24 protein-coding genes are annotated in these 26,050 nt (G+C 46.8%); 21 read left to right on the top strand and 3 right to left on the bottom strand.

The window, feature by feature from the left end; translation table 11 throughout:
- The first annotated feature begins 60 nt into the window (after positions 1-60).
- The 3 genes from NLX82_RS03250 (at position 61) to NLX82_RS03240 (ending at position 1,940) form a co-directional block, all read left to right on the top strand.
- Entirely contained in the window at positions 61-1,176 is a 1,116-nt protein-coding gene (locus tag NLX82_RS03250) for an aminopeptidase (RefSeq protein WP_013310916.1), read from the top strand.
- Positions 1,177-1,265: 89 nt separating this feature from the next.
- Positions 1,266-1,508: an HPr family phosphocarrier protein gene (locus NLX82_RS03245; protein ID WP_013310915.1), complete on the top strand. Its 243-nt coding sequence runs from the start codon at positions 1,266-1,268 to the stop codon at positions 1,506-1,508.
- A 141-nt stretch (positions 1,509-1,649) separates the two neighbouring features.
- Positions 1,650-1,940, top strand: a complete 291-nt coding sequence (locus NLX82_RS03240) for an Fpa/YlaN family protein (protein WP_007431028.1) — start codon at positions 1,650-1,652, stop codon at positions 1,938-1,940.
- Between the two features lie 140 nt (positions 1,941-2,080).
- Here the strand turns inward: NLX82_RS03240 and cax are convergent, their stop codons facing one another.
- Positions 2,081-3,151 carry a calcium/proton exchanger gene (gene cax, locus NLX82_RS03235; RefSeq protein ID WP_028540551.1) on the bottom strand — a complete coding sequence of 357 codons (1,071 nt, stop codon included), beginning with the start codon at positions 3,149-3,151 and terminating at the stop codon, positions 2,081-2,083.
- 192 nt (positions 3,152-3,343) lie between these two features.
- Here cax and NLX82_RS03230 point away from each other — a divergent pair, with 192 nt between their 5' ends.
- Positions 3,344-3,709, top strand: a complete 366-nt coding sequence (locus NLX82_RS03230; RefSeq protein ID WP_013310912.1) for an Asp23/Gls24 family envelope stress response protein — start codon at positions 3,344-3,346, stop codon at positions 3,707-3,709.
- A gap of 226 nt (positions 3,710-3,935) precedes the next feature.
- Here NLX82_RS03230 and ftsW read toward each other — a convergent pair whose 3' ends face one another.
- Positions 3,936-5,195 (bottom strand): putative lipid II flippase FtsW, encoded by a 1,260-nt coding sequence (gene ftsW, locus NLX82_RS03225; protein ID WP_023989322.1) that lies wholly within the window; start codon positions 5,193-5,195, stop codon positions 3,936-3,938.
- A 251-nt stretch (positions 5,196-5,446) separates the two neighbouring features.
- Between ftsW and NLX82_RS03220 the strand changes: the two genes are divergently transcribed.
- The 9 genes from NLX82_RS03220 to NLX82_RS03180 all read left to right on the top strand — a co-directional run bounded on the left by NLX82_RS03220 (position 5,447) and on the right by NLX82_RS03180 (position 14,748).
- A complete protein-coding gene (locus NLX82_RS03220; RefSeq protein ID WP_254347475.1) occupies positions 5,447-6,652 on the top strand; it encodes a M20 metallopeptidase family protein in 1,206 nt (401 codons plus the stop codon).
- An 84-nt stretch (positions 6,653-6,736) separates the two neighbouring features.
- Positions 6,737-7,165, top strand: coding sequence for a CBS domain-containing protein (locus NLX82_RS03215; RefSeq protein ID WP_023989320.1), 429 nt, complete (start codon positions 6,737-6,739; stop codon positions 7,163-7,165).
- Between the two features lie 176 nt (positions 7,166-7,341).
- Positions 7,342-9,165: a DNA repair helicase XPB gene (locus NLX82_RS03210; protein WP_023989319.1), complete on the top strand. Its 1,824-nt coding sequence runs from the start codon at positions 7,342-7,344 to the stop codon at positions 9,163-9,165.
- A gap of 6 nt (positions 9,166-9,171) precedes the next feature.
- Positions 9,172-11,196: a helicase-associated domain-containing protein gene (locus NLX82_RS03205; RefSeq protein ID WP_254347474.1), complete on the top strand. Its 2,025-nt coding sequence runs from the start codon at positions 9,172-9,174 to the stop codon at positions 11,194-11,196.
- A 108-nt stretch (positions 11,197-11,304) separates the two neighbouring features.
- Positions 11,305-11,745, top strand: coding sequence for a YlbF/YmcA family competence regulator (locus NLX82_RS03200; RefSeq protein WP_013310906.1), 441 nt, complete (start codon positions 11,305-11,307; stop codon positions 11,743-11,745).
- A 39-nt stretch (positions 11,746-11,784) separates the two neighbouring features.
- The gene (locus NLX82_RS03195) at positions 11,785-12,045 is read left to right on the top strand and encodes a YlbG family protein (protein ID WP_023989316.1); all 261 of its coding nucleotides are present in this window, start codon (positions 11,785-11,787) and stop codon (positions 12,043-12,045) included.
- Between the two features lie 230 nt (positions 12,046-12,275).
- Entirely contained in the window at positions 12,276-12,713 is a 438-nt protein-coding gene (locus NLX82_RS03190) for a hypothetical protein (protein ID WP_023989315.1), read from the top strand.
- A 209-nt stretch (positions 12,714-12,922) separates the two neighbouring features.
- Positions 12,923-13,879 (top strand): selenium metabolism-associated LysR family transcriptional regulator, encoded by a 957-nt coding sequence (locus NLX82_RS03185; protein ID WP_254347473.1) that lies wholly within the window; start codon positions 12,923-12,925, stop codon positions 13,877-13,879.
- Entirely contained in the window at positions 13,879-14,748 is an 870-nt protein-coding gene (locus NLX82_RS03180; protein ID WP_254347472.1) for a PHP domain-containing protein, read from the top strand. The genes NLX82_RS03185 and NLX82_RS03180 overlap by 1 nt, the downstream gene beginning before the upstream one ends.
- 92 nt (positions 14,749-14,840) lie before the next feature.
- Here the strand turns inward: NLX82_RS03180 and NLX82_RS03175 are convergent, their stop codons facing one another.
- The gene (locus NLX82_RS03175; RefSeq protein ID WP_053325718.1) at positions 14,841-16,586 is read right to left on the bottom strand and encodes an Rqc2 family fibronectin-binding protein; all 1,746 of its coding nucleotides are present in this window, start codon (positions 16,584-16,586) and stop codon (positions 14,841-14,843) included.
- Positions 16,587-16,815: 229 nt separating this feature from the next.
- On the opposite strand from NLX82_RS03175, the gene NLX82_RS03170 reads away from it, so the two are divergent.
- The 8 genes from NLX82_RS03170 to rpoZ all read left to right on the top strand — a co-directional run bounded on the left by NLX82_RS03170 (position 16,816) and on the right by rpoZ (position 25,985).
- On the top strand, positions 16,816-19,614 hold the full coding sequence (locus NLX82_RS03170) for a calcium-translocating P-type ATPase, SERCA-type (protein ID WP_254347471.1): 2,799 nt from the start codon (positions 16,816-16,818) through the stop codon (positions 19,612-19,614).
- Between the two features lie 109 nt (positions 19,615-19,723).
- Complete coding sequence (gene dapF, locus NLX82_RS03165) at positions 19,724-20,557, top strand: diaminopimelate epimerase (protein ID WP_254347470.1); 834 nt, start codon at positions 19,724-19,726, stop codon at positions 20,555-20,557.
- Between the two features lie 207 nt (positions 20,558-20,764).
- Positions 20,765-21,790, top strand: a complete 1,026-nt coding sequence (locus NLX82_RS03160; protein WP_023989310.1) for a hypothetical protein — start codon at positions 20,765-20,767, stop codon at positions 21,788-21,790.
- Positions 21,791-21,945: 155 nt separating this feature from the next.
- Positions 21,946-23,832, top strand: a complete 1,887-nt coding sequence (locus NLX82_RS03155; protein WP_028540559.1) for a bifunctional homocysteine S-methyltransferase/methylenetetrahydrofolate reductase — start codon at positions 21,946-21,948, stop codon at positions 23,830-23,832.
- 35 nt (positions 23,833-23,867) lie between these two features.
- On the top strand, positions 23,868-24,755 hold the full coding sequence (locus tag NLX82_RS03150; protein ID WP_013310895.1) for a YicC/YloC family endoribonuclease: 888 nt from the start codon (positions 23,868-23,870) through the stop codon (positions 24,753-24,755).
- A 56-nt stretch (positions 24,756-24,811) separates the two neighbouring features.
- Positions 24,812-25,072, top strand: coding sequence for an extracellular matrix/biofilm regulator RemA (gene remA / locus NLX82_RS03145; protein ID WP_005548256.1), 261 nt, complete (start codon positions 24,812-24,814; stop codon positions 25,070-25,072).
- Between the two features lie 14 nt (positions 25,073-25,086).
- On the top strand, positions 25,087-25,659 hold the full coding sequence (gene gmk, locus NLX82_RS03140; protein WP_013310894.1) for a guanylate kinase: 573 nt from the start codon (positions 25,087-25,089) through the stop codon (positions 25,657-25,659).
- A gap of 122 nt (positions 25,660-25,781) precedes the next feature.
- Positions 25,782-25,985: a DNA-directed RNA polymerase subunit omega gene (rpoZ, locus tag NLX82_RS03135; RefSeq protein ID WP_013310893.1), complete on the top strand. Its 204-nt coding sequence runs from the start codon at positions 25,782-25,784 to the stop codon at positions 25,983-25,985.
- Positions 25,986-26,050 lie beyond the last annotated feature (65 nt).

The raw sequence follows: 26,050 nt of genomic DNA, 5'->3' as shown, positions 1-26,050 counted from the left end.
CAATGAATTTTGAATTAACCATTGTTCAAAAAGAATGAAATAGAGAAGGAGAGACACTACATGAAAGATCCTAGAATACTTAAGCTGGCGGAAAATTTGGTAGGTTACTCTGTTGAGGTGCAGCCTGGAGAAAATGTATTGATCGAAATGATTGGTACAGAGCGTGACTTGCTTAACGCCATCATTCATGAAGTTGGTAAAAAAGGTGGAAATGTTTTTGTACAACTTACAGACCGTAAGGTACAGAGCGCCATGCTTCGTCACGCGACAAAGGAAATGCTGGAGACCTGGGCTGAGATTGACCTTAACCGGATGAAGCAAATGCACTGCTACATCGGAATTCGTGCAGGGGAAAATGTAAATGATCTGTCAGATGTGCCGGAAGATAAAATGAAAATGTATAATTCCATTTATCAGCATGCGGTACATAGCGAACAACGGGTGAAACACACCAAATGGGTAGTGCTGCGTTATCCGAATGACAGCATGGCTCAATTGGCGAATATCAGCACAGAAGCATTCGAAGATTTTTATTTCGATGTGTGTAATCTGGATTATGCAAAAATGGACAAAGCTCAAGATGCATTGGCAGACCTGATGAATCGGACGGACAAGGTACGGATCAGCGGACCGGGTACGGATTTGAATTTCTCTATTAAGCAAATCGGAGCTATCAAGTGTTCAGGTCAATGCAATATCCCGGATGGCGAAGTATACAGCGCACCTGTACGTGATTCCGTTAACGGAACTATCAGCTACAATGCACAAACCCTATATAATGGTATTACTTTTGAAAATGTTAAATTCCGTTTTGAAAATGGTAAGATCGTGGAAGCGACGAGTAACGATACGAAGCGGCTGAATGATATTCTTGATTCTGACGAGGGAGCACGTTATATTGGCGAGTTTGCCATCGGGTTTAATCCGCACATTTTACATCCAATGAAGGATATTTTGTTTGACGAGAAAATCGCTGGCAGCTTGCATTTTACACCAGGTCAAGCTTATGAAACAGCGGATAACGGTAATCGTTCATCCATCCACTGGGATTTGGTGTTGATTCAGCGTCCAGAATACGGCGGTGGTGAAATTTATTTTGACGATGTTTTGATTCGTAAAGACGGCATCTTTGTACTGCCTGAGCTGGAGCCATTAAACCCTGAAAATTTAAAATAACGATATCCGTTCTTGCTGAGAAAGCGATTTCAATGTATTATTATGGATGAGTAACGATACATGACAATTCAGTAAAGCGAGGGATCTCTATGTCCAATAATAACGCGGCTGTTGTTGAAATTGCACAGACGGCGAGCAAGTTCACCTCTTCCATCGTCCTTCATTCCGAAAATAAGTATATTGATGTGAAAAGTATACTGGGCTTGTTTACGACCCTAGTCAGCAGCCATAGCTATGAACTACACGTTCATGGACCAGATGCGGAGGAAGCTAAGAAAGCGATCATCGAGGTGTTCGAGAAGCACGGACTTCATATTTCAGTAGCCAGCTAACTTTATTCTTGAAGCAAAAGCATCCCTACCTGTAACTGTAGGGATGCTTTTTTTGTCAGGTTCTTGTATTAGCCTGCAATTTGGTCTAATATTAAGGATAGGACGTCTTGTGCGACATTGAGACATAGGGGGGAAGAATCCATGACTTCATCTGATTTGCAGGAACAATTGAATATCAAGGCTATTAATCTGCTTCAGGAAGATGCAGATAAAATAAAGAAGCTTATTGAAGTACAGATGGAGAATCTGGCAACCCGTTATTGCCCTCTCTATGAGGAAGTGCTGGATACTCAGATGTACGGATTTTCCAAGGAAGTGGATTTTGCGGTTCGCGCTGGACTTCTTCCGGAAATGGTAGGTAAACAGCTGGTCAGTGAGCTGGAACGCAATCTGGCTATTCTATATGAGGCCATGAATAATAAGGCCAATTAGGAAGACGGTTGAATTGATGAGAGCATGCGTAGTTTGAGAGCATGCTTTTTTTGATGCCTTTTTTAAAAAAATGTTCTTTTAGGATGGTGAAAGCGCATCGCCCTTCCACCATCCTAATGCACATTTTAAAACCTTAAAAGCTACACAAGGAAGAAGGATACACCTAACAATACATACACTACCAGTAGCATGAGTCCCTCATACCAGTTGGTTGAGCCGTCCTGGGTGATGGATTTGGCGATAAATACAGCGACAGCAATGGCGACCAGCTCAATTGTGGTGAAAACAATATTCATCGTGTTTCCCATAAAGTAACTGATAAAAATCAGCACAGGGGCAACAAATAGTGCAATTTGCAAACTGCTGCCGATAGCTATTTCGACAGATGCACCGATTTTGTTCTTCATCGCCAGTAAAATAGCAGCGCTGTGTTCGGCTGCATTACCAATAATAGCGACGAGGAAGGCACCTACAAACAATTCGCTGAGCCCAAATTGGGTCGTAAATACCTCCAGTGTACCTACCAGCCATTCGCTGACAAAAGCGACCATGACAGTAGCGAGTACCAAATAGGCAATGGATTTGTTTCTGGACCACACAGGGGCATGCTCATGTGGCAATTCTTCATCTTTTTGTTCGGTCACATCAGCTAAATAGTCCTTATGCGTAATCATAGAAAAAATAAGCCACGCAATATACGCGACAATGAGCGTGCCTGCGACAATGAGGCTGAGCGTATCTGATTCGTTATCCGTGATAACGTGTGTGTTCAGAAAGACAGCTGGAACGAACAAGGCAATAACAGCCACAATCATCAGAGAACCACTTAATCCAGCCAGCGATATATTGAAATTTTGCACTTTGTACTTTAAACCGCCAGCGAACAGACTTGCTCCGAGCACCAGCAGCAGATTACCGATGATGGAACCGGTAAGACTGGCCTTTACCATATCGTAAAGACCTTCTTTAACAAGAAAGATGGCGATGATCAGTTCGGCTGCGTTACCAAAGGTGGCATTTAAGAATCCGCCTAAACGTTGGCCAGCATAATGCGCGACACTTTCGGTCGCCCTGCCGAGAAAACCGGCTACGAATACAACAGAAATTGCGCAAATGACAAATTGGGCTATAGCGTTCCAATGCGTGTAATGAGCGACTGCGCTAAGAGCAAATGTCACTATAAGCAAAGCGGGAGATAACCATTTTTTCAATGAAGAGCACCTCGATATCAATAGATGTGTACAAGTTTGGTGAAAGCTGTCACTTGTATGGATTTTCTAAATTAATATACCCAAAATGATATAGGTTGTAAACGAAAGTTGTTTTTCATACGTAGGGTTTGCATTTGGAGTGGCTGAGGCTTTACAATACAAATAAAGGATGGATGAAGGGGGACATAGGTCATGGCAGAGCAAATTCAACAACTGGAAGCAGGAAACATCAAGATTTCCAACGATGTCGTAGGTAAAATTGCCGGGATGGCCGCATTAGAGACACCGGGCATTGCTGCAATGTCAGGCGGTTTATCGGAAGGCTGGGCCAAAAGGCTGAGCGGTAAAAATGTGCAAAAAGGCGTATCAGTGGAGGTTGGACAGCTGGAAGCTGCCATTGATCTACGTATTATCGTGCTCTACGAAACACCTATTCATGAGGTGTCCCGAATTCTTCAGCAAAATGTGCGAGAAGCCGTCGAAAGTATGACGGGTTTGCGGGTCGTGGAAGTGAACGTAAAAGTGGAAGGTGTCGCGTTCAAGGACGACGCAGTGTAAAAGAATCAGGAACCGATAAATTGACGTTTTTCACCAATTGTATACATGCCGGGAATTCCGTGGGATAACCCGAATAAAAACACGAAAACTGGTGGTTATAGAATCGCCAGTTTTCGTTTTGTGAGTCAACAGTATAGCCATTTTTGCAGAGGATTCCCGTATTTTTATACATAACCAAAAGAACTTCCAAAGCCACCGTTGTAAGTGGTCCATGGAAGTTCTTTTTTTAACGAAAACGGTTGGTTCTACGCGTTTGAAAGCGATTGGGTACTTCATTACGGACAGCTACCCCTGTGGTGCGTTCCTGCACCGCTTGTTTGGTGTTCTCACGAGAAATACTGAGCATAATGCCCATGGAAAACATCATGACAAGTAGGGAGGAGCCACCAAAGCTGATAAATGGAAGCGTTACGCCAGTGATTGGAATCGTTTGGGTTACACCGCCGATATTAATGAAGGCCTGAATAGCGATCAAACCCATGATGCCAGTGCCTACCAACGTTCCGAACGGATCATGGCAACGCAGAGCAATGATCATGCCTCGCCAAATGAAATACAAATATAGCATCAGGAATATGGCTGTTCCGACAAATCCGAATTCTTCACCAATTACAGAAAAGATAAAATCATTAAATGAATTAGGAAGATAGTGAAGCTTGATAATACCTTTACCAAATCCTGCCCCGTTTAAACCGCCTTCACCTATAGCTTGCAAGGACTGTACCAGATTGTATCCTGTTCCTTGTCTATATTTCTCGGGATTAAGAAAGGCTTGAAAGCGTCCGATTTTATAATCTTGCTTGGCAGCAGCTTGTCCATCTGTGGTTCCAGAATCTCCTCCAAACAACGACCCAATGCCAAATACGATGGAAGCGCCTAGCACGAGCAGAACAATTGATGCTGTAATATGCTTGACACTGGCTCCACCGGCATAAATAATCAGACCACTGGTAGCAACCAAAATGAAGCAGGAGCCTAAATCAGGTTGAAGCATGATGAGTCCTGCAACACAGCCTACAATGACTGTTACAGGTATGTAGCCAGTCCGCAGATCTCTAAAGCGATCTCCTTTTTTGACGATTAGTGCGGATAAGTAAAGAATGATGGAAATTTTTGCAAGCTCCGTTGGTTGGAAGCCAACACTACCAAACCTGAGCCAGCTTTTTGCGCCGTTAAGTGAGCCTGTAAAAAGAACGATGATTAGCAGTAATATAGTTATGAAAAATAAAGGTACAAAAAGCTTTTTATATTTTTCCATCTTAATATTCATAGCTACCAACATAATAAAAAGTCCAAGTACAGCAAAAGCAGATTGGCGCTTCACAAAATATAAAGAGTCAAAATTGTATTCTTTATTCAGCAGAGCTACGCTGGAGCTGGAGCTAAATACCATAATTACACCGAATCCAACCAATAACAAAGTGAGGATCAGCAATTGAAAATCCGGTGTGCCTCTTCTTCGAGTCTCCGGCTTCGTATTTCTCATATCAGCTTCCCCCGGTATTCGCCACAAGGTATATTCCTCGCAGACGGTTATCATTTTATCGTTTATCCATTTTATCATATTATGTTTGTTGGGCTTCTGCAACCTCCCTGAAGCAACAGATATCGCAACAATTCCATATCTGCTACAATAGGATGAAAATGAAGACTTGAGAGCAGCGGTGCATACGTGGTGACGCTGCATGATTAATTCGGGAACTTGCCCGGTGCTTTAAAAGGAGAGGTGGAGCAGAATTGACACAACATGCGATAGATAAGATCTGGTTTGATCGTTTGCAAGAAAACATGGTGGAGTGGCGTAGACATTTACATAAGAATCCCGAAATTTCCTTTCAAGAAAGCAAAACCGCAGCTTTTGTGGCGGATAAGTTGGAGAGTTGGGGAATCGAGATTCGCCGTCAGGTAGGGGGACACGGTGTTGTAGGCACCATTCGTGGTGCTAAACCTGGGCCTGTCGTCTTGCTGCGCGCCGATATGGATGCTCTTCCTATTCAGGATGAAAAGGAATGTGAATATCGCTCCAGCGTGGACGGAGCCATGCATGCTTGCGGCCATGACGGACATACATCCGCGTTGCTTGGAACGGCTTACTATTTCAGTCTGAATCGGGACGAGCTGCAAGGAGAAATTCGGTTGTTGTTCCAACCTGCGGAGGAATTGCTGCCTGGCGGAGCGGTCAGTGTAATAAAGGATGGTTTATTGGAAGGTGTGGATGTCATTTATGGCATCCATTTATGGACACCTTTTCCGGTCGGGACGGCCGCGAGTTGCGCAGGGCCGTTGATGGCGGCGGCAGACGATTTTTATATTGAAATCACAGGTAAGGGTGGGCATGGTGGGATGCCCCAGTCCACTAATGATAGTGTCGTGGCGGGTTCAGCTCTTGTTATGCAACTGCAAAGTGTTGTAAGCCGTTCAGTCGACCCATTACGACCTGCCGTGCTGACGGTGGGAACCATCCAAGGGGGCTCTGCGCAAAATGTGATCGCAGAAACGTGTCGCTTGAGTGGAACGATTCGTACGTTTGATGAGGAGACACGAACGGTAATGAAGGAGCGACTGCATGAGGTGACGGAGCTTACAGCCGCAACATACGGTACAACAGCACAGGTTCGCTATATTATGGGATACCCACCAGTTGTCAATGACACACATGAAGCATCTCGTTTCTTTAATGAAGCAAAATCTGTTTTCGGCGAGGAGAATGTGCAGGAAGCGTCGAAGTTGATGCCTGCTGAAGATTTTGCGTATTATTTGGAACGTGTGCCAGGTTGCTTCATGTTCGTAGGAGCGGGTAACCCAGTTAAAGGAGCAGTTTATCCACACCATCATCCAAAATTTGATTTTGATGAGGATGCTATGATTAACGCGGTTCGTTTGTTTATTGCGATGTCTATGGGATACGCTGCGGAACGAAACGCAGGGGCAATTAAGGGCTAAAATGAGTTGAATTGGGAACGGTTCAATCTGGAGTATGAGGTTAATGAAATGGGGTACCCTACTGTTGAAAAGGAGGGAGTACCCATGAAAAAGGTTCAGGAAGTTATGACTAAAAAATGCGTAACGGTTACCCCGCAGGACAATATTTATGAAATTGCGGTCAAAATGAAGGACAATGATACTGGTTTTATTCCGGTTGTGGAAAGCGAAGGCAGTGATAAGTTGATCGGTGTAGTAACGGACCGTGATCTTGTCGTTCGCGGTTATGCGGCTAAAAATTCGGGTTCGGGTTCGGTCGATACCGTCATGACGACAGGTATTCGTACAGCCAGTGCGGACATGTCGGTGGACCAAGCAGCTGAACTGATGGCAGAACAGCAAATCCGTCGTTTGCCCGTAACGGAAGGAGACCGTCTGATCGGGATTGTCTCGATCGGGGATTTGGCTGTTCGTAATATTTTTGCAGACAACGCTGGAGAGGCGCTTAGTCATATTTCCGAGCAGGTCCACTAGAAGAATAATTAAGGTAGTATTAGTTTGGGGAGATCTTTACCCCGAGCTTCTAATCAGGAGTTCAACCCGAATATGGGTTGGGCTCCTTGCTATTCTGGTTGATATGCCAATAAACGGATAAGCTATTTATTATATAAGTTTAAAATGATGTATTGTTATATTATCAGGAGGTAGTTATGAATCCAGATCATCCTTGTATTGTACAACGTGATTTTACCGTTCTGCTGGAAATGGGCTTGCCCGGTTCAGAATGGGCTCGTTCTCAGTTGCAGATTTATGCGGAGCTGGTTAAAAGCCCGTCCGCTTTTCATACATACCACATCACTCCATTGTCTTTGTGGAACGCAGCTGCCCTCGGATGGAGTGCTGAGGACATTCAAAATAGTTTGCACTCCATGTCCCGTTGGGATATTCCACGTGATTTGTTGAAGGATATTGAACAGCTCGTTTCTCGTTATGGGACGTTGACGCTTTCACGGGAGGGTACGGAAGAAGAGCGTGCTTATAGTACAGATACTATTGGCGGATACCGTACTGAGCATGAGCCAGACGGAGGTATAAAGACAGGGAAAGCCAACAGCTATACAATGGGTGATCGCTTGATCTTGGCAGCAGAGACCCCCGCTTTACTGGGTGAGCTACTGACCAAGCAAGAGCTTAAACAGCTTGGTTTACTTCGAGTTGATGAGGAAAGCGCATCGGTTCCGCCCGAAAATCGAGGCTTGCTCAAGCAGGAATTAACGCGCTTGGGATATCCCGTTGTGGATACGGCAGGCTATCTTGAGGGGAATCAGCTTAGTTTCACCTTGGGAAAGGGACAAACGAAGTTGCAGCTTCGTGATTATCAAGTAAAGGCCGCTGATGCGTTTGAAGGAGCGGACGGCTTAGGGGGTAGTGGTGTACTGGTGCTTCCATGCGGAGCCGGAAAAACAGTGATAGGTATGGCGGTAATGAATCGGTTTCAGTGCGAGGTGCTTATTCTAACATCTAATACTACTTCTGTACGGCAATGGGTAGAAGAGTTAAAACGAAAGACGGATATTCCTGCCGATTCCATTGGGGAATATAGTGGTCAGAAAAAAGAGGTGCGTCCGATTACGGTGGCGACCTACCAAATCTTGACACACCGTCGCACCAAAGATGGGGATTTTGAGCATATGAAACTGCTGAGTGAGCGGAAGTGGGGACTCATTATATATGATGAGGTTCATTTGCTGCCCGCGCCAGTATTCCGGGCGACGGCTGACATTCAGGCTACCCGTCGTTTGGGGTTAACAGCCACGCTGGTTCGAGAGGATGGTTGTGAACGCGATGTGTTCTCTTTAATTGGACCCAAACGGTATGATATGCCGTGGAAGGAACTGGAGCGACAGGGCTGGATCGCTCAGGTCGATTGTGTGGAGCTACGGCTTCCAATGACAGCTGAACTTTTGGAGCGCAGTATGCGTGCCGAGGGTAGACAGCAGTACCGAATTGCAGCCGAAAATCCGGTCAAACTGGAGGCGGTACGTAGCCTGATGCAGCAGCACAGCGGCTTGCCCACGCTTATTATTGGTCAATATTTGGACCAATTACGTATATTGGCTCAGGAGCTCGGTGTCCCACTGATTACGGGTTCAATGAGCCAGACGGAGCGGGTGCGTTGGTTTGATGCGTTCCGCAAGGGTACAATTCGGACCCTATTGGTATCCAAGGTTGCAAACTTTGCGGTGGATCTGCCGGATGCGGCAGTAGCCATAGAGGTATCGGGTAGCTTTGGCTCTCGTCAGGAAGAAGCGCAGCGACTGGGCCGCATTTTGCGACCAAAGTCGGGCGAGAATAAAGCTTATTTTTATGCGCTAGTGACGGAGAATAGCAAGGAGACGGATTTTGCAGCTCGTCGTCAGCTGTTTCTGATTGAGCAAGGCTATGAATATGCGGTTCGCAGATTTAGTGTGACAGAGGCTATCGTAGGCCGGGATGATAAGCCTGGAGATCGTGGAAAGAAAAAGGAGGCCTAATCAAGAATGGGCGTAACGAACACGCAAGACAGCTGGAATGAGCTTTCATCAGATGAGCTGCTGGTGCTTAGACAATGCTTTATCCGGTACGCGGGACAGCCCATGAAGGAAGAAGAACCTATACAGCTTACCCGGGGAGCGTTAAGCGGAGTCGAAACGAAACTGGCACTGCGTGGATTACGTGCCCGGGGCTGGCTGGAGGCTGTTACCAAATCGTGGGGCGAACGAATTTTATATATTCCGGTTCATCGGCTACCGGATCTGTACGATATGTTGTTAGAGCAAAATCCAATGAACATGATGCATTCGGATCATCCGATAATGGTACATGAATCAATGACAGGCCTGGAGTCGGATTTGCTGCATGCGTTGTCACGTATTGCGGTACAGGGCGTTCCTTTGACGGCCAAAGGAACCATACATAAGCGGTCATTGCAAAAATTGAATGAACTGACCCCCTTTCGCCCAGAGGACCTGATAGGTCTTGGGTTGCATTATGCGCATGCAGAGCTGTATCCAGTGCAAACGGTGGTAATGATGGATTTGCTACTCAGTTTGGGTCTGTTAGTGAAAGAAACTGTGTCTTTTCGCGTTCAGGAAACGGAACTGGAGACTTGGATTCGTTTGTCTGCTTGGCAAATGCGCAAGCATATTTTTGCTACACTCATGGAAAGATACGGCAAGGCCGAAGCGTCTATGCAGCATTTTCGCTATATGCTGTGTGCCGTCTCCCAGTATGTAGGATCAGAAGGGTGGATATCTATCAAGTGTTTGCTGCAATGGATGCTTCAGGTAGGTCTGATCCAGCAGGAGAGTACGAACGGAGCTGATCCCAAGAACGGTGCCCTTTTAGACCTTGTTCCTACAATCTCAAATACGGAAGGGTTTGCGGGAGAAACGGTATCTGATTTTAATTTCAATGGACCATTCATGGAGGAATTGAAGGGTTGGCTGAAGGCACTGACTGCTTTTGGAATGGGCGATTGGGGCCAGACTGCATCGGGCGAACTGTGTTTTCGCTGGGATGTATCTGTGATAGATATGCTTCGTCCCAATAATTACGAGGATACACATCAAGAACAAGGTACTTTTTATGTACAACCTGATTTTGAAATATTGGTTCCACCAGATGTGGCATATGATGTGCGCTGGCGACTGGAATGCTGCTGTGAACGTGTGACAGGAGATCGGATGGTAGTATACCGGATCACCAGAGAAAGTGTTACAGAGGCAATCGAGTTAGGAATGGAGGCCAAAGCAATTCCTGCTCTTCTGCACAAGTTCAGCCGGACAGGTGTGCCTGATCATGTACGCATGGCGGTAGAACAGTGGGCAGGCGATGTCGGACGGACGGCTTTTGCAACGGTAACACTTTTGCGATGTGGCACACAGGAGGATGCAGACATGGTTGCACGCCATCCCGCGCTGGAAGGATTGCTGGAACGGCTCGGTGACAGGGACTTTATTATTCCGGCGAGCTCTGCTGTCAAAATACGAAAAACGCTTGCTGCAGTTGGATTAGGTCCACGTCGTGAACTGGAAGGTTTGGACGATCCGACTCATCATTATCCATTGATTTTGGAACCAGAGAACATAAGTTCAGGCAGTCCCAACAGTGAAATGGAGTCCGACCCTACTCAAGCCCGTTCTATATTTTCCCAAGAGGGAAGAGCAGGTTTTGTTTATACTGGGCGCACGCTGCATTTTTACGAACAAGAGCACACGCTGCCTGATCCGTCTGACTATTTTCCAGAAAGATCTACAGTCCCCTCCTCATGGACAAAAGAATGGAGGAGTTACCATACTTCCACTGCCCGGCAGTTGATCGAGCAAGCGATTCGTTGGCAGGCTGCTGTGGGACTGCGAATCGGTGGGAAAGAGGTTAAATGGATACCGGAGGCGGTGGTTCCCGGTGCACCATGGAGTGTCACAGGCTGGTACGCCTCAGGAATGGATGACGAAGCACCTTCTCCTGCGACTTTACAGCCAAGTGAATGGTCAGACATGCGGCTGCTGGTTCCTTTTACATAGTAGAGCCAGGAAGTGCATGAAACTCCTTCTTCTCAAAAGAAGGATGTGGTATGATAAATGAGTCTACTTTTACAGGGTAGAACTTTATATAAAGTGAGATGAACATTCATGAGCGTAGCCGAATTGAATACGGTCAATATGGCAGAAGTGCTTATTAACGCCTATGAATTGGGCGATATGGTCAACCGATCCTTTGAGGTATCGGATTATTTATATTGGAAACAGCGTGTGGAATTGAACCCGTCTATTCAGGCGTGTGTACGCAAGCTGGATGCCAAAAAGGAGCTATTCGCGGAAACGGAGCGTTTTGGGCATTTTCATCCGAACTATCATGAAGCGAAGGATGCAGTGCAGGTCGTTGAGCTGGAACTGGAACAATTCGTGGATGTTAAGGAGTTCAAACGAGCCGAAAAGGCGCTGGATGATATGCTTCATGCCATGTCTGAAACGATTGCATATTCCGTGTCCGAGACCATTAAGGTGCCGAGCAATGATCCGAATGTGAAAAAGGGCGGATGTGGCAGCGGAGGGAAATGCTCCTGTGGATAGGTCATAGGAATGATACCGAGTGGAGGGGAGATGAAGCGAATGTTTGCCGAGCGGACAGGGTACATCATTTGGGTAAGCGATATCAAGGCTGCCCGCAATCTGGAGAAATACGGAAATGTCCACTTTATTTCAAAGCGTATGCATTATGTAGTTATATATATGAATGCGGATCGGGCAGAAGATACCGTTAAAAATATTCGCAGACTTTCCTATGTGCGTAAGGTCGAGCGCTCTTTTCGAAATGAGATTAGGACGGAGTACAACGACGATAAGGAAAAGATGAAAGAATATGAAATATAAGTTTCTAATGTCTATAAATTGTAAAATATTCTTAAAAGGTCAGCCTACGGGCTGGCTTTTTTTTGTAAAGTCAGGACTTTTGCATAATGGTCTTAATGCTGTTAGACCTAAAAAATCTTTAAAAACCGCCTATAAACTTCAATTTTGTAACTTGTAGTCCCGGGTCTGTTGAGGTAACATATGAATATATTGGTAGATATAAAGACCTATCTGGTGGGGAGAGTGATCCCGTGCGTGACAAAGCAATGCAGCGATGGAGTACATACGAACCGTTCTACGTGGAGATGGGCGATAAAAAAGTCGCCGATATCGTGATTACAAATCATGCGAAAACTCGCTACTTAGATCGGATAGAGCAGAAACAGTCCGAGACGAATCATATCGCCGCCTGGCTTTGGGAATGCCTGAAGCAAAACAGGATGGAGTCCTACTATCATAACGAAGAGGATGTATATTTAATTGATGGTGATCTGGTCGTCGTGGCCGAATTTGGAGAGTTGCCCGGCGAGATGGATATTGCGGGGAATCCGCTGCACAAGATGATTGTCATTACCTTTTTGGGCCGGATGTCGGAGACCATTGAATTAAGGGATTTGAAGTCATACTATTCATGGCTACGCCATTCGCGGCGCATGACACTGATGAAAAGCACTCGTAAGCAAAAATAGACGGTGATTGGGCGGTCGGCCCTAGGCGAAAAAATCTCCGAACTTATGATTACCGTCAACTTTAAGTAGAAAGTATGCAGTTATTAGCTGCATGCTTTTTTTATTTCCAACAATATAACTCTCCAATTCGGTAAGTTTACTTGGAAATGCTTCGACAGATGTTTTTCTTATGTTAAAATAGGGAGATCAGAGGGGAGAGGGCTGTCAGTATGAACTTTCATCAGTTGCACATTTTTTATACCGTAGCGGAGCGCGGAAGCTTCTCGGCGGCGGCACAAGCGCTGCATATGACACAACCTGCGGTGACGATGCAAATTCAGTCTTTAGAAGATTATTTCGGCACGAAGCTGCTGCAACGTTCGACTAAAAAAATCGAGCTTTCAGAGGCGGGAGCGACACTATTACCTTTTGCGAAAAAAAGCATGCAACTGATCAGGGAAGCTGACGAGGCGATGTCTGCTTTTACTCACATGCTGGAGGGAAGATTGCATATTGGCGCCAGCCTAACGATTGGTGAGTATATTGTACCAAGAATGTTGGGGCCGTTTGGCCAGGAATACCCTCATATACGTATGGCGATGAATGTGATGAATACGACTCAAATTATGGATGATATACTAAAACATCAGTTGAATTTAGGACTGATTGAGGCCCCAGTCCAGCATCCAGATATCGTGGTGGAACCTGTGATGCAGGACGAACTGAAACTGATTGTGCCTTCAGGCCATGCGCTGGCCAAGGCAAAAAAAGTGGTTCTGGAAGATGTGTTTAAGCATCCTTTTGTAGCCAGAGAAAAGGGATCTGGTACACGTCAAGTGATAGAAGATGAGCTGAAAAGTCGTGGTGTGGATGCCTCCCGACTTGGTATTGTAATGGAGATGGGGAGCACTGGAGCGGTCAAATCGGCGGTAGAGGCTGGACTGGGTATTACCATGCTATCACCTTCTTCGGTGAAGCATGAAGTTGCGCTCGGATTGTTGAAAATTGTAAACATTTCAGATATCACGTTCAAACGAGAATTTTATGCAATTCATTTAAAGTCGGCGTTGTTGCCGATTCCGGTAGTAACCTTCCTGTCTTACTTGCGTCGTCATGATCAGGGAACGGACGTGCAGATGGACTCGCAGGACGAGCTTGCAAAGCTGAAAGAGAAGGAGGATGCATAATGAAGGAGCAGATTAGCGTAAAACGATATGATTTACATACACACACCCTAGCATCTGACGGTATGCAGCCACCTGTAGATAATGTGCGCTGGGCCAAGGAAAAAGGACTGGCAGGTGTGGCCATTACAGATCATGATACGGTAGCTGGCCTGGAAGAAGCTCTGGAGGAGGGAAAACGCATAGGAATTACTGTGGTGCCAGGAGTGGAAATTAGTACTCGAGCTGGCGGTAAGGATATTCATATACTCGGTTATTTTATGGATTACCGCAATAAAGTGTTTTTGGAGCGGTTGGAAAAGCTTCGCCAGGCGCGGGATACCCGTAATGATTTGATTTTAAGTCAATTGCGTAGTCTGGGCGTGGAAATCACACTGGATGAAGTGGTGGCTACGATGGGCAGACCGCTGGCACCAGATGAAAGCATTGGACGTCCGCATATGGCGGATACGCTGGTTCAAAAGGGATATGCGAAGGATATGCGAGACGCGTTTGACCGTTACTTGGCGGAAGGAGCGCCTGGATATGTGTCAGTACCCCGTGTAGAGCCTGCGGAGGCCATAAACTGGATTCGTGAAGCAGGAGGGGTACCTGTGGTGGCCCACCCTGGCTTGTACGGAAATGATGAGCTGGTTCGCTCAATTATAGAGGAGGCGAAGCCTGTGGGCTTGGAGGTGCGACATTCGGACCATGATGCTGAGGCTGAGAGCCGATATACTGTGATGGCGGCGCAATATGGGCTCATTGCAACTGGCGGCTCGGATTTTCACGGCGCACGCCAAGGTGTTGTTTTCCACGGTGATCTGGGTAGCCGTAGTGTGGAAGGTCAGGTTGTCGAGGAATTGAGGAAGGCTGCTGTTGGTCAAAAGTAAATAAAAAGCCCCTTGCCTTATGCATGGAACACAAGAAGTGTACCGTGCAAAAGAACAAAGGGCTTTTTTTGGATTCAATAGGCTAGTGAGACTTAGCCGTTTTTGATGCGATTCGGCAGCTTTTTGATCAGCTCCTCGTCGGGTGTAATGAAGAGCGTACGCTGATGGTCGTAGATGACAAAGCCGGGTTTGGCTCCGCTGGGCTTACGTACATGCCGAATCAGGGTGGCGTCCACAGGTACACTGCTGGATTGCTTGGCCTGGCTAAAATAGGCAGCGAGTTGAGCTGCCTCCTCCAGCGTCGTATCCCCGAATTGCTCAGCACGTATAACGACGTGTGACCCCGGAATATCCTTTGTGTGCAACCAGGTGTCATTTGGTCCGGCCAGTCGATTTGTCACATATTCATTTTGCAAGTTGTTTTTGCCGACCAGTAACTCGATACCTTCGGATGATGTATAGACGTGCAGGGTTGGACGGTCGTTTTTCTTCTTTTTCTTTCCTTTTTTGACCCGATCTCTGAGATAGCCCTGCTGAACCAGTTCTTCACGTATTTCCTCAATGTCATTCATAGAGGCATGGGCTAGCTGCTGAAGAAGATTGTCCATATAACGGATTTCTTCGTGCGTTTTCTCCAGTTGTTCATCAATGACAGCCAAGCTGTTTTTATATTTGTTGTATTTTTTAAAATACCGTTGTGCATTATCCGACGGGTTGAGTAGTGGGTCCAGTGGGATGGTCATTGGACGCTGTTCCTCATCATAAAAGTTAGTGAGCGTCACTTCTTTGTCCCCTTTTTTCACCTCATGCAGCGAAGCGAACAGCAACTCTCCATAAATGCGAAATTGATCGGCATCTTCCGCCTCGGCCAAATCCTGATGGAGATAGTCGAGTTTTTTTAGGTTTTTACTCCGCTCGTTTTGCAGAAACCGCAGTAGGTCACTAACCTTTTGCTTAACCGTATCCCTTTCTGCTTTTTCACCGAAGAAGTCCTCCATACACTCACTGATAGTAGGGTACTCCTTACGTCCTTCTTGGATCAACGTCAGTGGAATGGCTGAGAATATCACTTTATCTTGTGCGTTTAGTCCAGATACCGGCTGAAAACGATGATTCCGCACGTCACCCATGATGTGACTGAATGTCCTCCATAGTGAACGATCACTATCACCAGATACTTCATTAGTTACTCGAGTTAGTATCTCTTCAGCAATGAGGGGACTGAGTCCAGTAAAAGTGTTCACGATCCAGCGTTTGGGAGCTTCTTCTGCCTCGATCGCTGTTTGATACGAGGATATGAAGGCTGCCTCTTCCGTTTCTAGTGGATTCAGCTTGTTTTGTTCAGGAGGCTCCGTGTATTGAAAGCCAGGCATAATGACCCGATAGCTGCTGATAGACGGTGTGACATGATGAATGCCATCCAGCATCACGCCTGTTTCCGGGTCAAGCAAAATAATGTTGCTGTGTCTACCCATCAGTTCAATGATAATTCGTTTGAGTGAAATATCTCCCAGTTCATCACGTTGACGTATATCCATGTGAATAATACGCTCCATGCCCACCTGCGTGATTTTCTCAATAACGCCTCCTTCGCAATGCTTGCGAAGTAGCATACAAAACATAGGGGCTTCTGTCGGATTAAGAAAGCTTTGTTCTGTAAAATGTACACGCGGGAAGGTCGGATTAGCCGACAGCAGCAGCTTTACGCTTCCGCCTTGTGCCCGCAGATTCAGCACGATATCGCGATCATTTGGCTGATGTATTTTATTAATGCGCCCGCCCCGGATGCCTTGCAGTTCGTGTACGATAGCGCGGGTTACGATTCCGTCCAATGCCATAATTATGTTCTCCTTTGAAGCAAATGTATTTTCGCCTTCCTTCTATGATACATAACTTTGGGACAAAACTTAAGCGGCTTTGTGATATTTCAGGTCCTGTCCGAATAGATTGAATCTAGAAAGTCTGTCCAGCTTATCAGCAATCGCGGCACAAAAATATAATAACGGGCAGCCATCCTACGCACAACCGACGGAAACGGACTATCTGACCGGGAGGGAATTGGGGAGAATGGAACAAGCACACTGGCACCAATTAAGCAATGAACAGCTTTCAACAAGTCTGGAAGTCGACCCGAAGCAGGGTCTTTCGGAGGAACAGCTTGCGGAACGAAGAGAAAGGTCAGGATGGAATGAGCTGAGCGAGGGGAAGCGAGTTTCGGCAATCTTGCTGCTGCTCAACCAGTTCAAGGATTTTATGATGCTCGTATTGATGGGAGCGACCCTGATATCCGGCCTGCTTGGCGAATATTTGGACGCGATTACCATTATTGCTATTGTTGTACTGAATGGAATTCTCGGCTTTGTACAGGAATTCAGAGCTGAGCGTTCATTGCGAGCTTTGAGACAACTGTCGGCTCCAACCGCCAAAGTGTTGCGGGGCGGCAAACGAATTCAAGTTCAGGCCAGAGAGCTGGTTCCGGGTGATATTGTGCTGCTGGAAAGTGGTGATCGCATTCCTGCAGATGTAAGGTGGTTGAGTACGAACGGCTGTGATGTAGAGGAGTCTGCCCTGACGGGGGAATCAGTTCCGGTGAGTAAGCATTGCCGCCCTATTCATGCCGCCGAAGTACCACTCGGGGATCAAAAAAACATCGGTTTTATGGGCACGATGATGACCAGAGGAACCGCACAAGGAATGGTTATACGTACAGGTATGAGTACCGAAATGGGTAAGATCGCAGACTTGATTGAAAATACGGAGTCGCAGGAGACACCGTTGCAGCACAGATTGGAGCAATTGGGCAAAATCTTGATTATCGTAGCGTTGGCGCTAACGGTGCTCGTTGTCGTAGCAGGCATTTTACATGGACAGCCAGCCATGAGCATGTTCTTGGCCGGAGTGAGCTTGGCTGTGGCGGCTATACCGGAAGGATTGCCGGCTATTGTGACGATTGCGCTCGCATTGGGTGTGCAGCGTATGATTAAACGAAAGGCGATTGTGCGTAAGCTGCCTTCTGTTGAAACGCTCGGCTGTGCATCTATCATTTGTTCCGACAAAACGGGCACCCTGACCCAAAATAAAATGACAGTCACCAAGCTATGGCTGGACGGTCGCTTCTGGGTAGTTACGGGAGAGGGCTACGACCCACACGGGCATATTATGGATAGAGACCTTCCTGCTGATCTTAAAAACGGACAATCTCTGCGTAGACTGCTACAAGCCAGTGTACTTTGCAACAATGCTGAAATTGTTCAAGCTGATACAGAGGAGTTGCGTTCGAAAAAGAAGACCAAAGAGCCGACGCCGTCCGCCGTTTGGGAGCTGAAGGGTGACCCGACGGAAGGAGCACTGGTCACGTTAGCTGCCAAGGGCGGGGTCACGAGACAAGGGCTATATGAGCTGTACACAAGGGAGCGAGAATTCCCTTTTGACTCGGATCGGAAGCGAATGTCGGTACTCGTACGCCACCAGGGAGGACACATCGTCTTTGCCAAAGGTGCGCCGGATGTGCTGCTGGGTCAGTGCTCCTACATTTTATGGGAAGGAAATGTCGTTCCGTTAACGGGCACGCTGCGCCAAAAGGTACTGGCAGCTAACGAAGGAATGGCCTCAGAGGCGCTGCGTGTACTTGGTGTCGCTTACCGTGATATCCGCTCGCATGAGCGTGTCTCCACGGTTGAGGAGGCTGAAGCACAGCTGATCTTTATCGGGCTGACAGGCATGATTGATCCGCCACGTCGCGAGGTTCGCGAAGCCATTGGCAAGTGCCGTCGTGCTGGCATTCGCACTGTGATGATTACCGGAGATCACGGTACAACTGCAGAAGCCATAGCACAGCAGTTGGGCATTCTTCAGCGCGGATCCCATGTGTTGACAGGACAGGAATTGTCTGTGATGGATGATGCGGCGCTGGACAAAGCTGTTGATACCGTCTCTGTGTATGCACGGGTTTCGCCGGAGCACAAGCTACGGATCGTCAAGTCACTTCAAAGACGCGGACATGTCGTAGCCATGACCGGTGATGGCGTCAATGACGCTCCGGCGATAAAGGCGTCGGACATCGGTATTGCGATGGGCATTACCGGGACGGACGTGACCAAAGAAGCGGCTGCGCTTGTACTGAGTGATGATAATTTCTCAACGATTGTAGCCGCAATTGAGGAAGGACGGAATATTTACGAGAATATCCGTAAATTTATCCGTTATCTACTCGCCTCCAATGTTGGTGAGATTTTGACGATGTTCTTTGCCATGATGGCCGGGCTGCCATTACCTTTGTTACCGATCCAGATTTTATGGGTGAATCTGGTGACAGATGGCCTACCAGCGATGGCTCTGGGGGTGGACCAGCCAGAAAAGGATCTCATGGAGCACAAACCTCGTGGCGCAAAGGAAAATATTTTTGCTCGTCGACTGGGCTGGAAAATCATTAGTCGTGGCTTGTTGATTGGTTTATGTACGCTAGCGGCCTTCTGGCTGACATTACGTATTGCACCGGATGACGCAGGACAATTGATCAAAGCACAGTCCGTTGCCTTTGCTACGCTAGTTCTGGCACAGTTAATTCATGTATTTGATTGCCGTAGTTCCCGTTCTATTTTCCATCGTAATCCGTTTCAAAATAGTTATCTCGTGCTTGCCGTGCTTTCTTCCGTAGTGTTAATGCTGGTGGTTATGTACGTGCCTATGCTGCAACCTATTTTCAAAACGGTACCGCTCGGTTTGCGTGAGTGGGCGCTATCCATTGTGGCAGCCGGGATTCCCACGTTTCTGATGGGAGCGGGAAGTGTATGGGGCGGTCGACGCAACCGTCGTCGCGGCGGAAATACACACTTTTCAGCGGGACGTACGAAGTTTTCAGCCTAGAAATCAGGTCATGTATACCGCATCGCTTTCCCACTATTGCCCTGTATGATATCATGGGATCAAAGCTTCATGAGGAACATGATATCAGCAGCAACGGCGGAGGTAAGCTATGGAATTCACAAAAATGAACGGTCTAGGTAATGATTTTATCGTTTGGTTTGGGCATCAGGATTTGCCGTCTGACGCCTCGGAATTAGCTGTTCGACTATGTGATCGACATTTTGGTATTGGTGCCGATGGGTTGGTATATATATTGCCGTCAGAAAAAGCGGATTTCTGCATGCGTATCATTAACTCGGACGGCTCGGAGGCCGAGCAATGCGGTAATGCTATCCGTTGTGCTGCTAAATACGTATATGACCGTAAGCACATCAACCGTGAACAGATCACGATCGAGACACTGGGTGCAGGGGTACAGCAGGTCGAACTAACTGTAGAGAACGGACTTGTTCGTATGGTGAAGGTGGATATGGGAGAGCCGATTCTTGAGGGTTTGAAGATTCCAACTACACTGGATCTGTCTAGCGTAATTAATGAGCCCATTGAAGCTGGCGGAAGTGGTTTTCGTTTTACGGCTGTATCTATGGGGAATCCGCACTGTGTCATTTATGTGGAGGATGCGCCAAGCTTTGATCTGGAAGCCTGGGGGTCGAAGCTGGAATGCCATCCGCTGTTTCCTAAAAAAACAAATGTTGAGTTCTCCACGGTACGTAGCCGGAAGCATATAGATATGAGAGTATGGGAGAGGGGAGCCGGACCAACGCTAGCTTGTGGAACCGGAGCCTGTGCTACACTTGTTGCTTCTGTACTAAACGGGTACAGCGACCGCCACGCCATTGTAAGCCTGAAGGGCGGCGATCTGGATATCGAATGGAGCGAGGACGATAATCACATATATATGACGGGCCCGGCTGAGATCGTGTACGAAGGTCGTCTGTTCTAAATCATGTGAACTTTAAAAATAGCGTGCAACTGGCCTATGAATCGTATAGAAGTGAGTGAAAAGAAGACCTTAGTAGGTCTTCTTTTTTTGGACTTACATGCCGCTGTATACAAGGAATACGATGAACAAAGCAACATTCTGTCTTTTTTTGGCGCCTGAACGATGTATAATATAGAAAATGAGAAAACAATAAGGAGGCCGTTCATAGTGCGGAAATTTCGTTGGATTTCAGCAGTTGCAGTCCTCATATTTGTAGCCACCGCGCTTCCGGTTCAGGCGGCGACCATTCCTGCTGGCGCGGAAACGACGGACAAGCAGGTTGGCTCGCTAACTCCGACAGTGGTAAGCCGTTTAGAAAAAGCGGTGCAAGAACTCATCGGTTCAAAGACAGCATTTCAATTTGACGATGTGACAGATATGGGGAAAACTTGGATTGTAGAAGGCGAACTGGAAGATGGAACTGCTACGTTGCAGACAGAATATAATAAAGAAAAAAACAGAGTGGATTCTACAACCATACGATATAAAATAAGCAGCTTAGGAAAGGCGATGAACGCGCCACTCAAGACGAAAGTGCTAAACAGCGCCAAAGCGTTTGACAGCAAGCGTCCTTTGCAATTTGAAGCATTCTGGCGGGTCAAATCCCCTTATCAGTCCAACAAGCCTTCAAATTACTGGGTATTTTGGGGCGCAGGAGAACAAGCTTCCTCGTTGTATGTGGATGTGGATCGAGGTAACGCTATTACCATCAACGCGGACTATGCGCTGAAGCAGGTGGACCCTTTGTTACTGAACCGTGCAATGAACACATTTAAGCGTGTGAGTGGACAGCGAATCAAGGTACAGCACGCTTCACGGTACAAGGACGAGACGAAGGGACTTTCATATTGGTCGTTCGAGGATGCAAACGAGGCGAGTGAGGTCAAAATTAGCGCGGTAACCGGTAAAGTGCTGGCCGTATCCACCTATGGGGTGGACTGGAATGATGACGCAGATTTCAAAAAAACATTTGCAAGCCCGAAATATACTGCCTCAGAAGCTTTGAAGCTAGTCAAGCCCAAGGCTCAAATGTTGTTTAATATCAATTTGTCGGGCTATAAAGTGAAAGTTCAAGGGAATCAATATACGTTCTCGAAGCAGCAAAAGGGAACGGATTCTATTGTGGCTAAAGTGAATAAAAAAGGGACTTTTTACGCTTACTCTCTTCATTCTTCTGATGGGAAAATGCCATGAAAATGTAGTAGGAAATAGAAAAGATAAATCAAGTCGTTTCACTCCTGAGATCATTTTGTCGGGGAGTGGGGCGGCTTTTTTTGTTTTTGGCTTATGTTTATAGTCTCTTTATGTTACATTAGTATGAAAATAAAGAGCGGGGTGGAGCAGAGGACATGAAACCGGATTTGCGTACTGTGCTGAATCGTGAAATTATTGTCGGAGACGGCGCAATGGGGACTTTTTTATATCAGCTAGGATTTCCAGTCAATACGTCTTTCGAAGAACTGAACATCACTTCGCCTGACGTTATATCAGACGTGCATGGTCAATATTTAAGTGCAGGAGCTCGATTGCTGGAGACTAATACATTTTCTGCAAATGATTATAAGTTAGCCCGGTTTGGACTGGAATCTAAGGTAGAAGAGATCAATCGTGCCGGTGTGAGAATTGCCAGAGCTGCGGCCGGACCTGAACATTATGTGGTAGGTGCGGTGGGTTCCATATGTGGGGGCAAACGGCTTAACATATCCAAGCTGGAGCTGGCAAGAAACTATGAGCAGCAAATTGATGCCCTTCTCTCCGAAGGAGTCGACGGCATTCTGTGCGAAACGTTTTATTCACTGGATGAAATACGCATTGCGCTTCACAGTGTACGTAAATACAGTGACATTCCGGTAATTTGTCAGTTTGCAGTTGATCAGGTTGGTCGTACCCAGGATGGTTTTTTAGTTGCGGAAGCTTTTTCGGTGCTGCGTAATGAGGGGGCAGACATCCTTGGATTTAACTGTCACTCGGGTCCGCAGGGAATTATGAGTGTAATGGAGCAGCTGGATGGCCCTTTGTCTGTACCGCTGTCCGTATATCCGAATGCGGGACTAGCAGATTATGTGGACGGTCACTATGTATACGGTGCATCACCTGAGTATTTTGGGGAATGTGCCAAGTCCTTTGTAGACCTGGGGACGAGGCTGCTCGGTGGTTGCTGCGGAACTACACCGGACCATATTGCAGCTATCTCAAAAGCTTTGAACCGTTTGCAACCGCCTCCGCTGGCTTCAAAAGAAGCTCTGTCGAAAGAGTCCTTTCAAGTGGCGGAGCAGATTGCAGATGAAGGGGAACGAGGAAATGGCAGACATACCAGCGAGCCCAACATTGTGGATCTGGTTAAGGAACGACATACGGTCATTGTAGAACTGGATCCTCCGCGCGATCTGGACATTACGAGGTTTATGCAAGGTGCTCATGCGTTGAAGAAAGCCGGGGCCGACGCACTTACACTGGCTGACAACTCGCTTGCAGTTACTCGTATGAGCAACATGGCGCTTGGACATTTGGTCAGTATTGAAACAGGTTTGCGCCCATTAATTCATATAGCATGTCGTGATCGCAATCTGATTGGTACTCAATCCCACATGATGGGTTTTGACGCGCTCGGTATTGACCATGTACTGGCGGTTACTGGCGATCCGGCGCGGTTCGGTGATTTGCCAGGCGCCAGTTCGGTGTATGATATGACCTCTTTTGAAATCATACGCATGATCAAGCAATTAAATGATGGTGTTGCATTTTCCGGTAAGCCACTGAAGCAGAAGGCTAATTTTGTGGTAGGTGCCGCATTTAATCCTAACGTCAAGCATTTGGGTAAAGCCGTGCAGCGATTAGAGAAGAAAATTGCCTCCGGAGCTGATTATGTTATGACTCAGCCCGTTTACGACCACGAGCTCATTGCAGCCATCGCGGAAGCGACACGACATTTGGAAGTACCGATTTTTATCGGTATTATGCCGCTGGCTAGTGGGCGCAATGCAGAATACTTGCACAATGAAGTGCCAGGCATTCAGTTATCCGATGAGGTGCGTGCACGTATGTCTGGTCTAGAGGGTCCGGAAGGACGAGCAATGGGCGTGTCTATTGCCAAGGAGTTACTCGATACGGCAATGGAACATTTTAATGGTATCTATTTTATGACTCCATTTATGTTCTATGAAATGACAGCTGAATTGACTTCTTACGTATGGCAAAAATCAGGCCGCGTACAGGCCCCCTTGTTTCGACTATAATAATCAATTACAATAGTATAATGGATGTGATGCCGATGTCATTGAGTATGACCGGATACGGTCAAGCCATCCTTCATTATGAGGGCTATAAAGTGCGCTTGGAATTGAAATCGGTGAATCACCGCTATTGCGAAGTGATGATGAGAATTCCGCGCGAATGGACTCGTTACGAAGATGGCTTGAGAAGAACGGTTCAACAGCAGATTAAACGCGGTCGTATCGATGTCTTCATCCACAGAGAACGTGATGAAGAACAGATGCCCGCCGCGCGGTTGAATGACACTGTGGTGCAGGCTTACCTGCATGCAGCGGAGCAGCTGGCGGATCGTTATGGAGTGAAAGGAACGTTAGGGATAAGCGATATTCTTGCTTTGCCTGACGTTCTGGGTGAGCCTGGAGAGGCTTGCCATGGAGACGAAGAGGACTGGGAAGAGCAACTACAGCGAGCTTTGAATGAAGCTTTGCAAGGTTTACTGGAGATGAGAAGGCGAGAAGGCGGGCATTTGGCGCAAGATGTGGAATCCCGTATTTTACGGCTGGAATCCCTGCATCATGAAATGACGGTGCTGGCTCCTCATGTTGTGAGCGACTACCGTAACAGGCTGAAACACAGGCTTAAAGAGCTTCAGGACGGTTCATTTACGCTTGATGAACATAAGTTCGGAATGGAGATTGCGTTATTCGCGGATCGCAGCAATATTGATGAGGAACTTACCCGGCTTCAAAGTCACTTTGGACAGTGCAAGGGATTGCTGCTGTCAGACGAGCCGGCCGGTCGCAAATTAGATTTTTTAATCCAGGAAATGAACAGGGAAGTCAACACGATCGGCTCCAAGGCTAATCATCTCACATTGGTTAATTTGGTCGTTGAGATGAAAGCAGAGCTCGAGAAAATTCGTGAGCAGGCTGCAAATATTGAGTAGCTACCTGGTAGCGGCACGGCTGCAAGAGTCACATGTATAGGGGGAAAGACCTGAATATGGCAATCAAATTGATCAATATTGGTTTCGGCAATATCGTGTCGGCCAACCGAATTATCTCCATCGTCAGTCCGGAGTCTGCTCCGATCAAGCGGATTATACAGGAAGCCAGGGACCGTCATATGCTAATTGATGCTACCTATGGCCGCCGGACGCGGGCTGTTATTATTACAGACAGTGATCATGTAATCCTGTCTGCGGTGCAGCCGGAGACGGTCGCTCATCGCCTATCCACTAAAGATGATGACAATGACGAATAAAAATGGAGTGTACTATGGCTAAGGGATTATTATTTGTAATATCCGGACCTTCGGGTGTCGGTAAAGGGACGGTAGGCAACGCATTGCGTGATAAGCTACCAGAGATAACATACTCCGTTTCTGCTACAACTCGAACACCTCGTTCAGGCGAACAGGATGGAGTGACCTATTTTTTTAAAACGCGTGAAGAATTTTTGGGTATGATTGAACGAGATGAAATGCTGGAGTATGCTGAGTATGTAGGGAACTATTATGGTACTCCACGTGATTTTGTAGATCAGACGCTTGCGCAGGGAAAAGATATTTTTCTGGAGATTGAAGTTCAGGGAGCGCTAAAGGTTAAAGAAAAATTTCCAGAAGGCATATTCATTTTTCTGCTTCCGCCTTCGCTAGACGAATTAAAGGATAGAATCCGGGGACGGGGCACAGAGACTCAAGCGACCATAGACCACCGTATGTCGGTAGCTGTGGATGAAATGAATTTGTTGCGTCACTATGATTATGCGGTCGTCAATGATGAGATTGATTTCGCTTGTAAACGAATAGAATCCATTATTATCGCCGAACATTGTAAGGTTCATCCTTAAACGAGGGCTTTACATATGCCAAGCGTACCTAAAGAGAAATAATACTGTATAAGCTGAGCTTGAAGGTGTACACTGGAGTTCAGCTTATACAGTCCCAAAACTACATGAAGAGGTGTCTATTCGTGCTGTATCCTTCCATTGATGAAATGATGAAAAAGGCAGATAGTAAGTATTCGTTGGTTGTAGCGGCTTCACGTCGTGCCAGACAGTTGCGCGAGGGTGAAAAGACGACTCTCAAGAATCCTAAATCCCACAAACAGGTTGGAGTGGCGTTGGAAGAGATTTACGCGGATCATCTGCGTCTTGAAAGCGGCGAAGACGAGTAAGAATTATACACAACTATTATAACCGGGCGCAATGCCAATTCCTTTGACAACCGCAAGGTTGTTAT

Source organism: Paenibacillus sp. A3M_27_13, assembly GCF_024213315.1.
Taxonomy (GTDB): Bacteria; Bacillota; Bacilli; order Paenibacillales; family Paenibacillaceae; genus Paenibacillus; species Paenibacillus polymyxa_B.
The sequence above is the reverse complement of the archived record's forward strand: the minus strand, read 5'-3'. Positions and strand labels throughout refer to the sequence as shown.

Coding starts and splice junctions, on each gene's coding strand:
- ftsW (WP_023989322.1), bottom strand. CDS start 5,195: ATGAGAAATACGAAGCCGGAGACTCGAAGAAGAGGCACACCGGATTTT.
- NLX82_RS03200 (WP_013310906.1), top strand. CDS start 11,305: ATGAGCGTAGCCGAATTGAATACGGTCAATATGGCAGAAGTGCTTATT.
- NLX82_RS03155 (WP_028540559.1), top strand. CDS start 21,946: ATGAAACCGGATTTGCGTACTGTGCTGAATCGTGAAATTATTGTCGGA.
- NLX82_RS03195 (WP_023989316.1), top strand. CDS start 11,785: ATGTTTGCCGAGCGGACAGGGTACATCATTTGGGTAAGCGATATCAAG.
- NLX82_RS03210 (WP_023989319.1), top strand. CDS start 7,342: ATGAATCCAGATCATCCTTGTATTGTACAACGTGATTTTACCGTTCTG.
- NLX82_RS03240 (WP_007431028.1), top strand. CDS start 1,650: ATGACTTCATCTGATTTGCAGGAACAATTGAATATCAAGGCTATTAAT.
- gmk (WP_013310894.1), top strand. CDS start 25,087: ATGGCTAAGGGATTATTATTTGTAATATCCGGACCTTCGGGTGTCGGT.
- NLX82_RS03205 (WP_254347474.1), top strand. CDS start 9,172: ATGGGCGTAACGAACACGCAAGACAGCTGGAATGAGCTTTCATCAGAT.
- NLX82_RS03230 (WP_013310912.1), top strand. CDS start 3,344: ATGGCAGAGCAAATTCAACAACTGGAAGCAGGAAACATCAAGATTTCC.
- NLX82_RS03250 (WP_013310916.1), top strand. CDS start 61: ATGAAAGATCCTAGAATACTTAAGCTGGCGGAAAATTTGGTAGGTTAC.
- NLX82_RS03215 (WP_023989320.1), top strand. CDS start 6,737: ATGAAAAAGGTTCAGGAAGTTATGACTAAAAAATGCGTAACGGTTACC.
- NLX82_RS03150 (WP_013310895.1), top strand. CDS start 23,868: ATGTCATTGAGTATGACCGGATACGGTCAAGCCATCCTTCATTATGAG.
- NLX82_RS03185 (WP_254347473.1), top strand. CDS start 12,923: ATGAACTTTCATCAGTTGCACATTTTTTATACCGTAGCGGAGCGCGGA.
- NLX82_RS03175 (WP_053325718.1), bottom strand. CDS start 16,586: ATGGCATTGGACGGAATCGTAACCCGCGCTATCGTACACGAACTGCAA.
- NLX82_RS03170 (WP_254347471.1), top strand. CDS start 16,816: ATGGAACAAGCACACTGGCACCAATTAAGCAATGAACAGCTTTCAACA.
- remA (WP_005548256.1), top strand. CDS start 24,812: ATGGCAATCAAATTGATCAATATTGGTTTCGGCAATATCGTGTCGGCC.
- NLX82_RS03180 (WP_254347472.1), top strand. CDS start 13,879: ATGAAGGAGCAGATTAGCGTAAAACGATATGATTTACATACACACACC.
- NLX82_RS03245 (WP_013310915.1), top strand. CDS start 1,266: ATGTCCAATAATAACGCGGCTGTTGTTGAAATTGCACAGACGGCGAGC.
- dapF (WP_254347470.1), top strand. CDS start 19,724: ATGGAATTCACAAAAATGAACGGTCTAGGTAATGATTTTATCGTTTGG.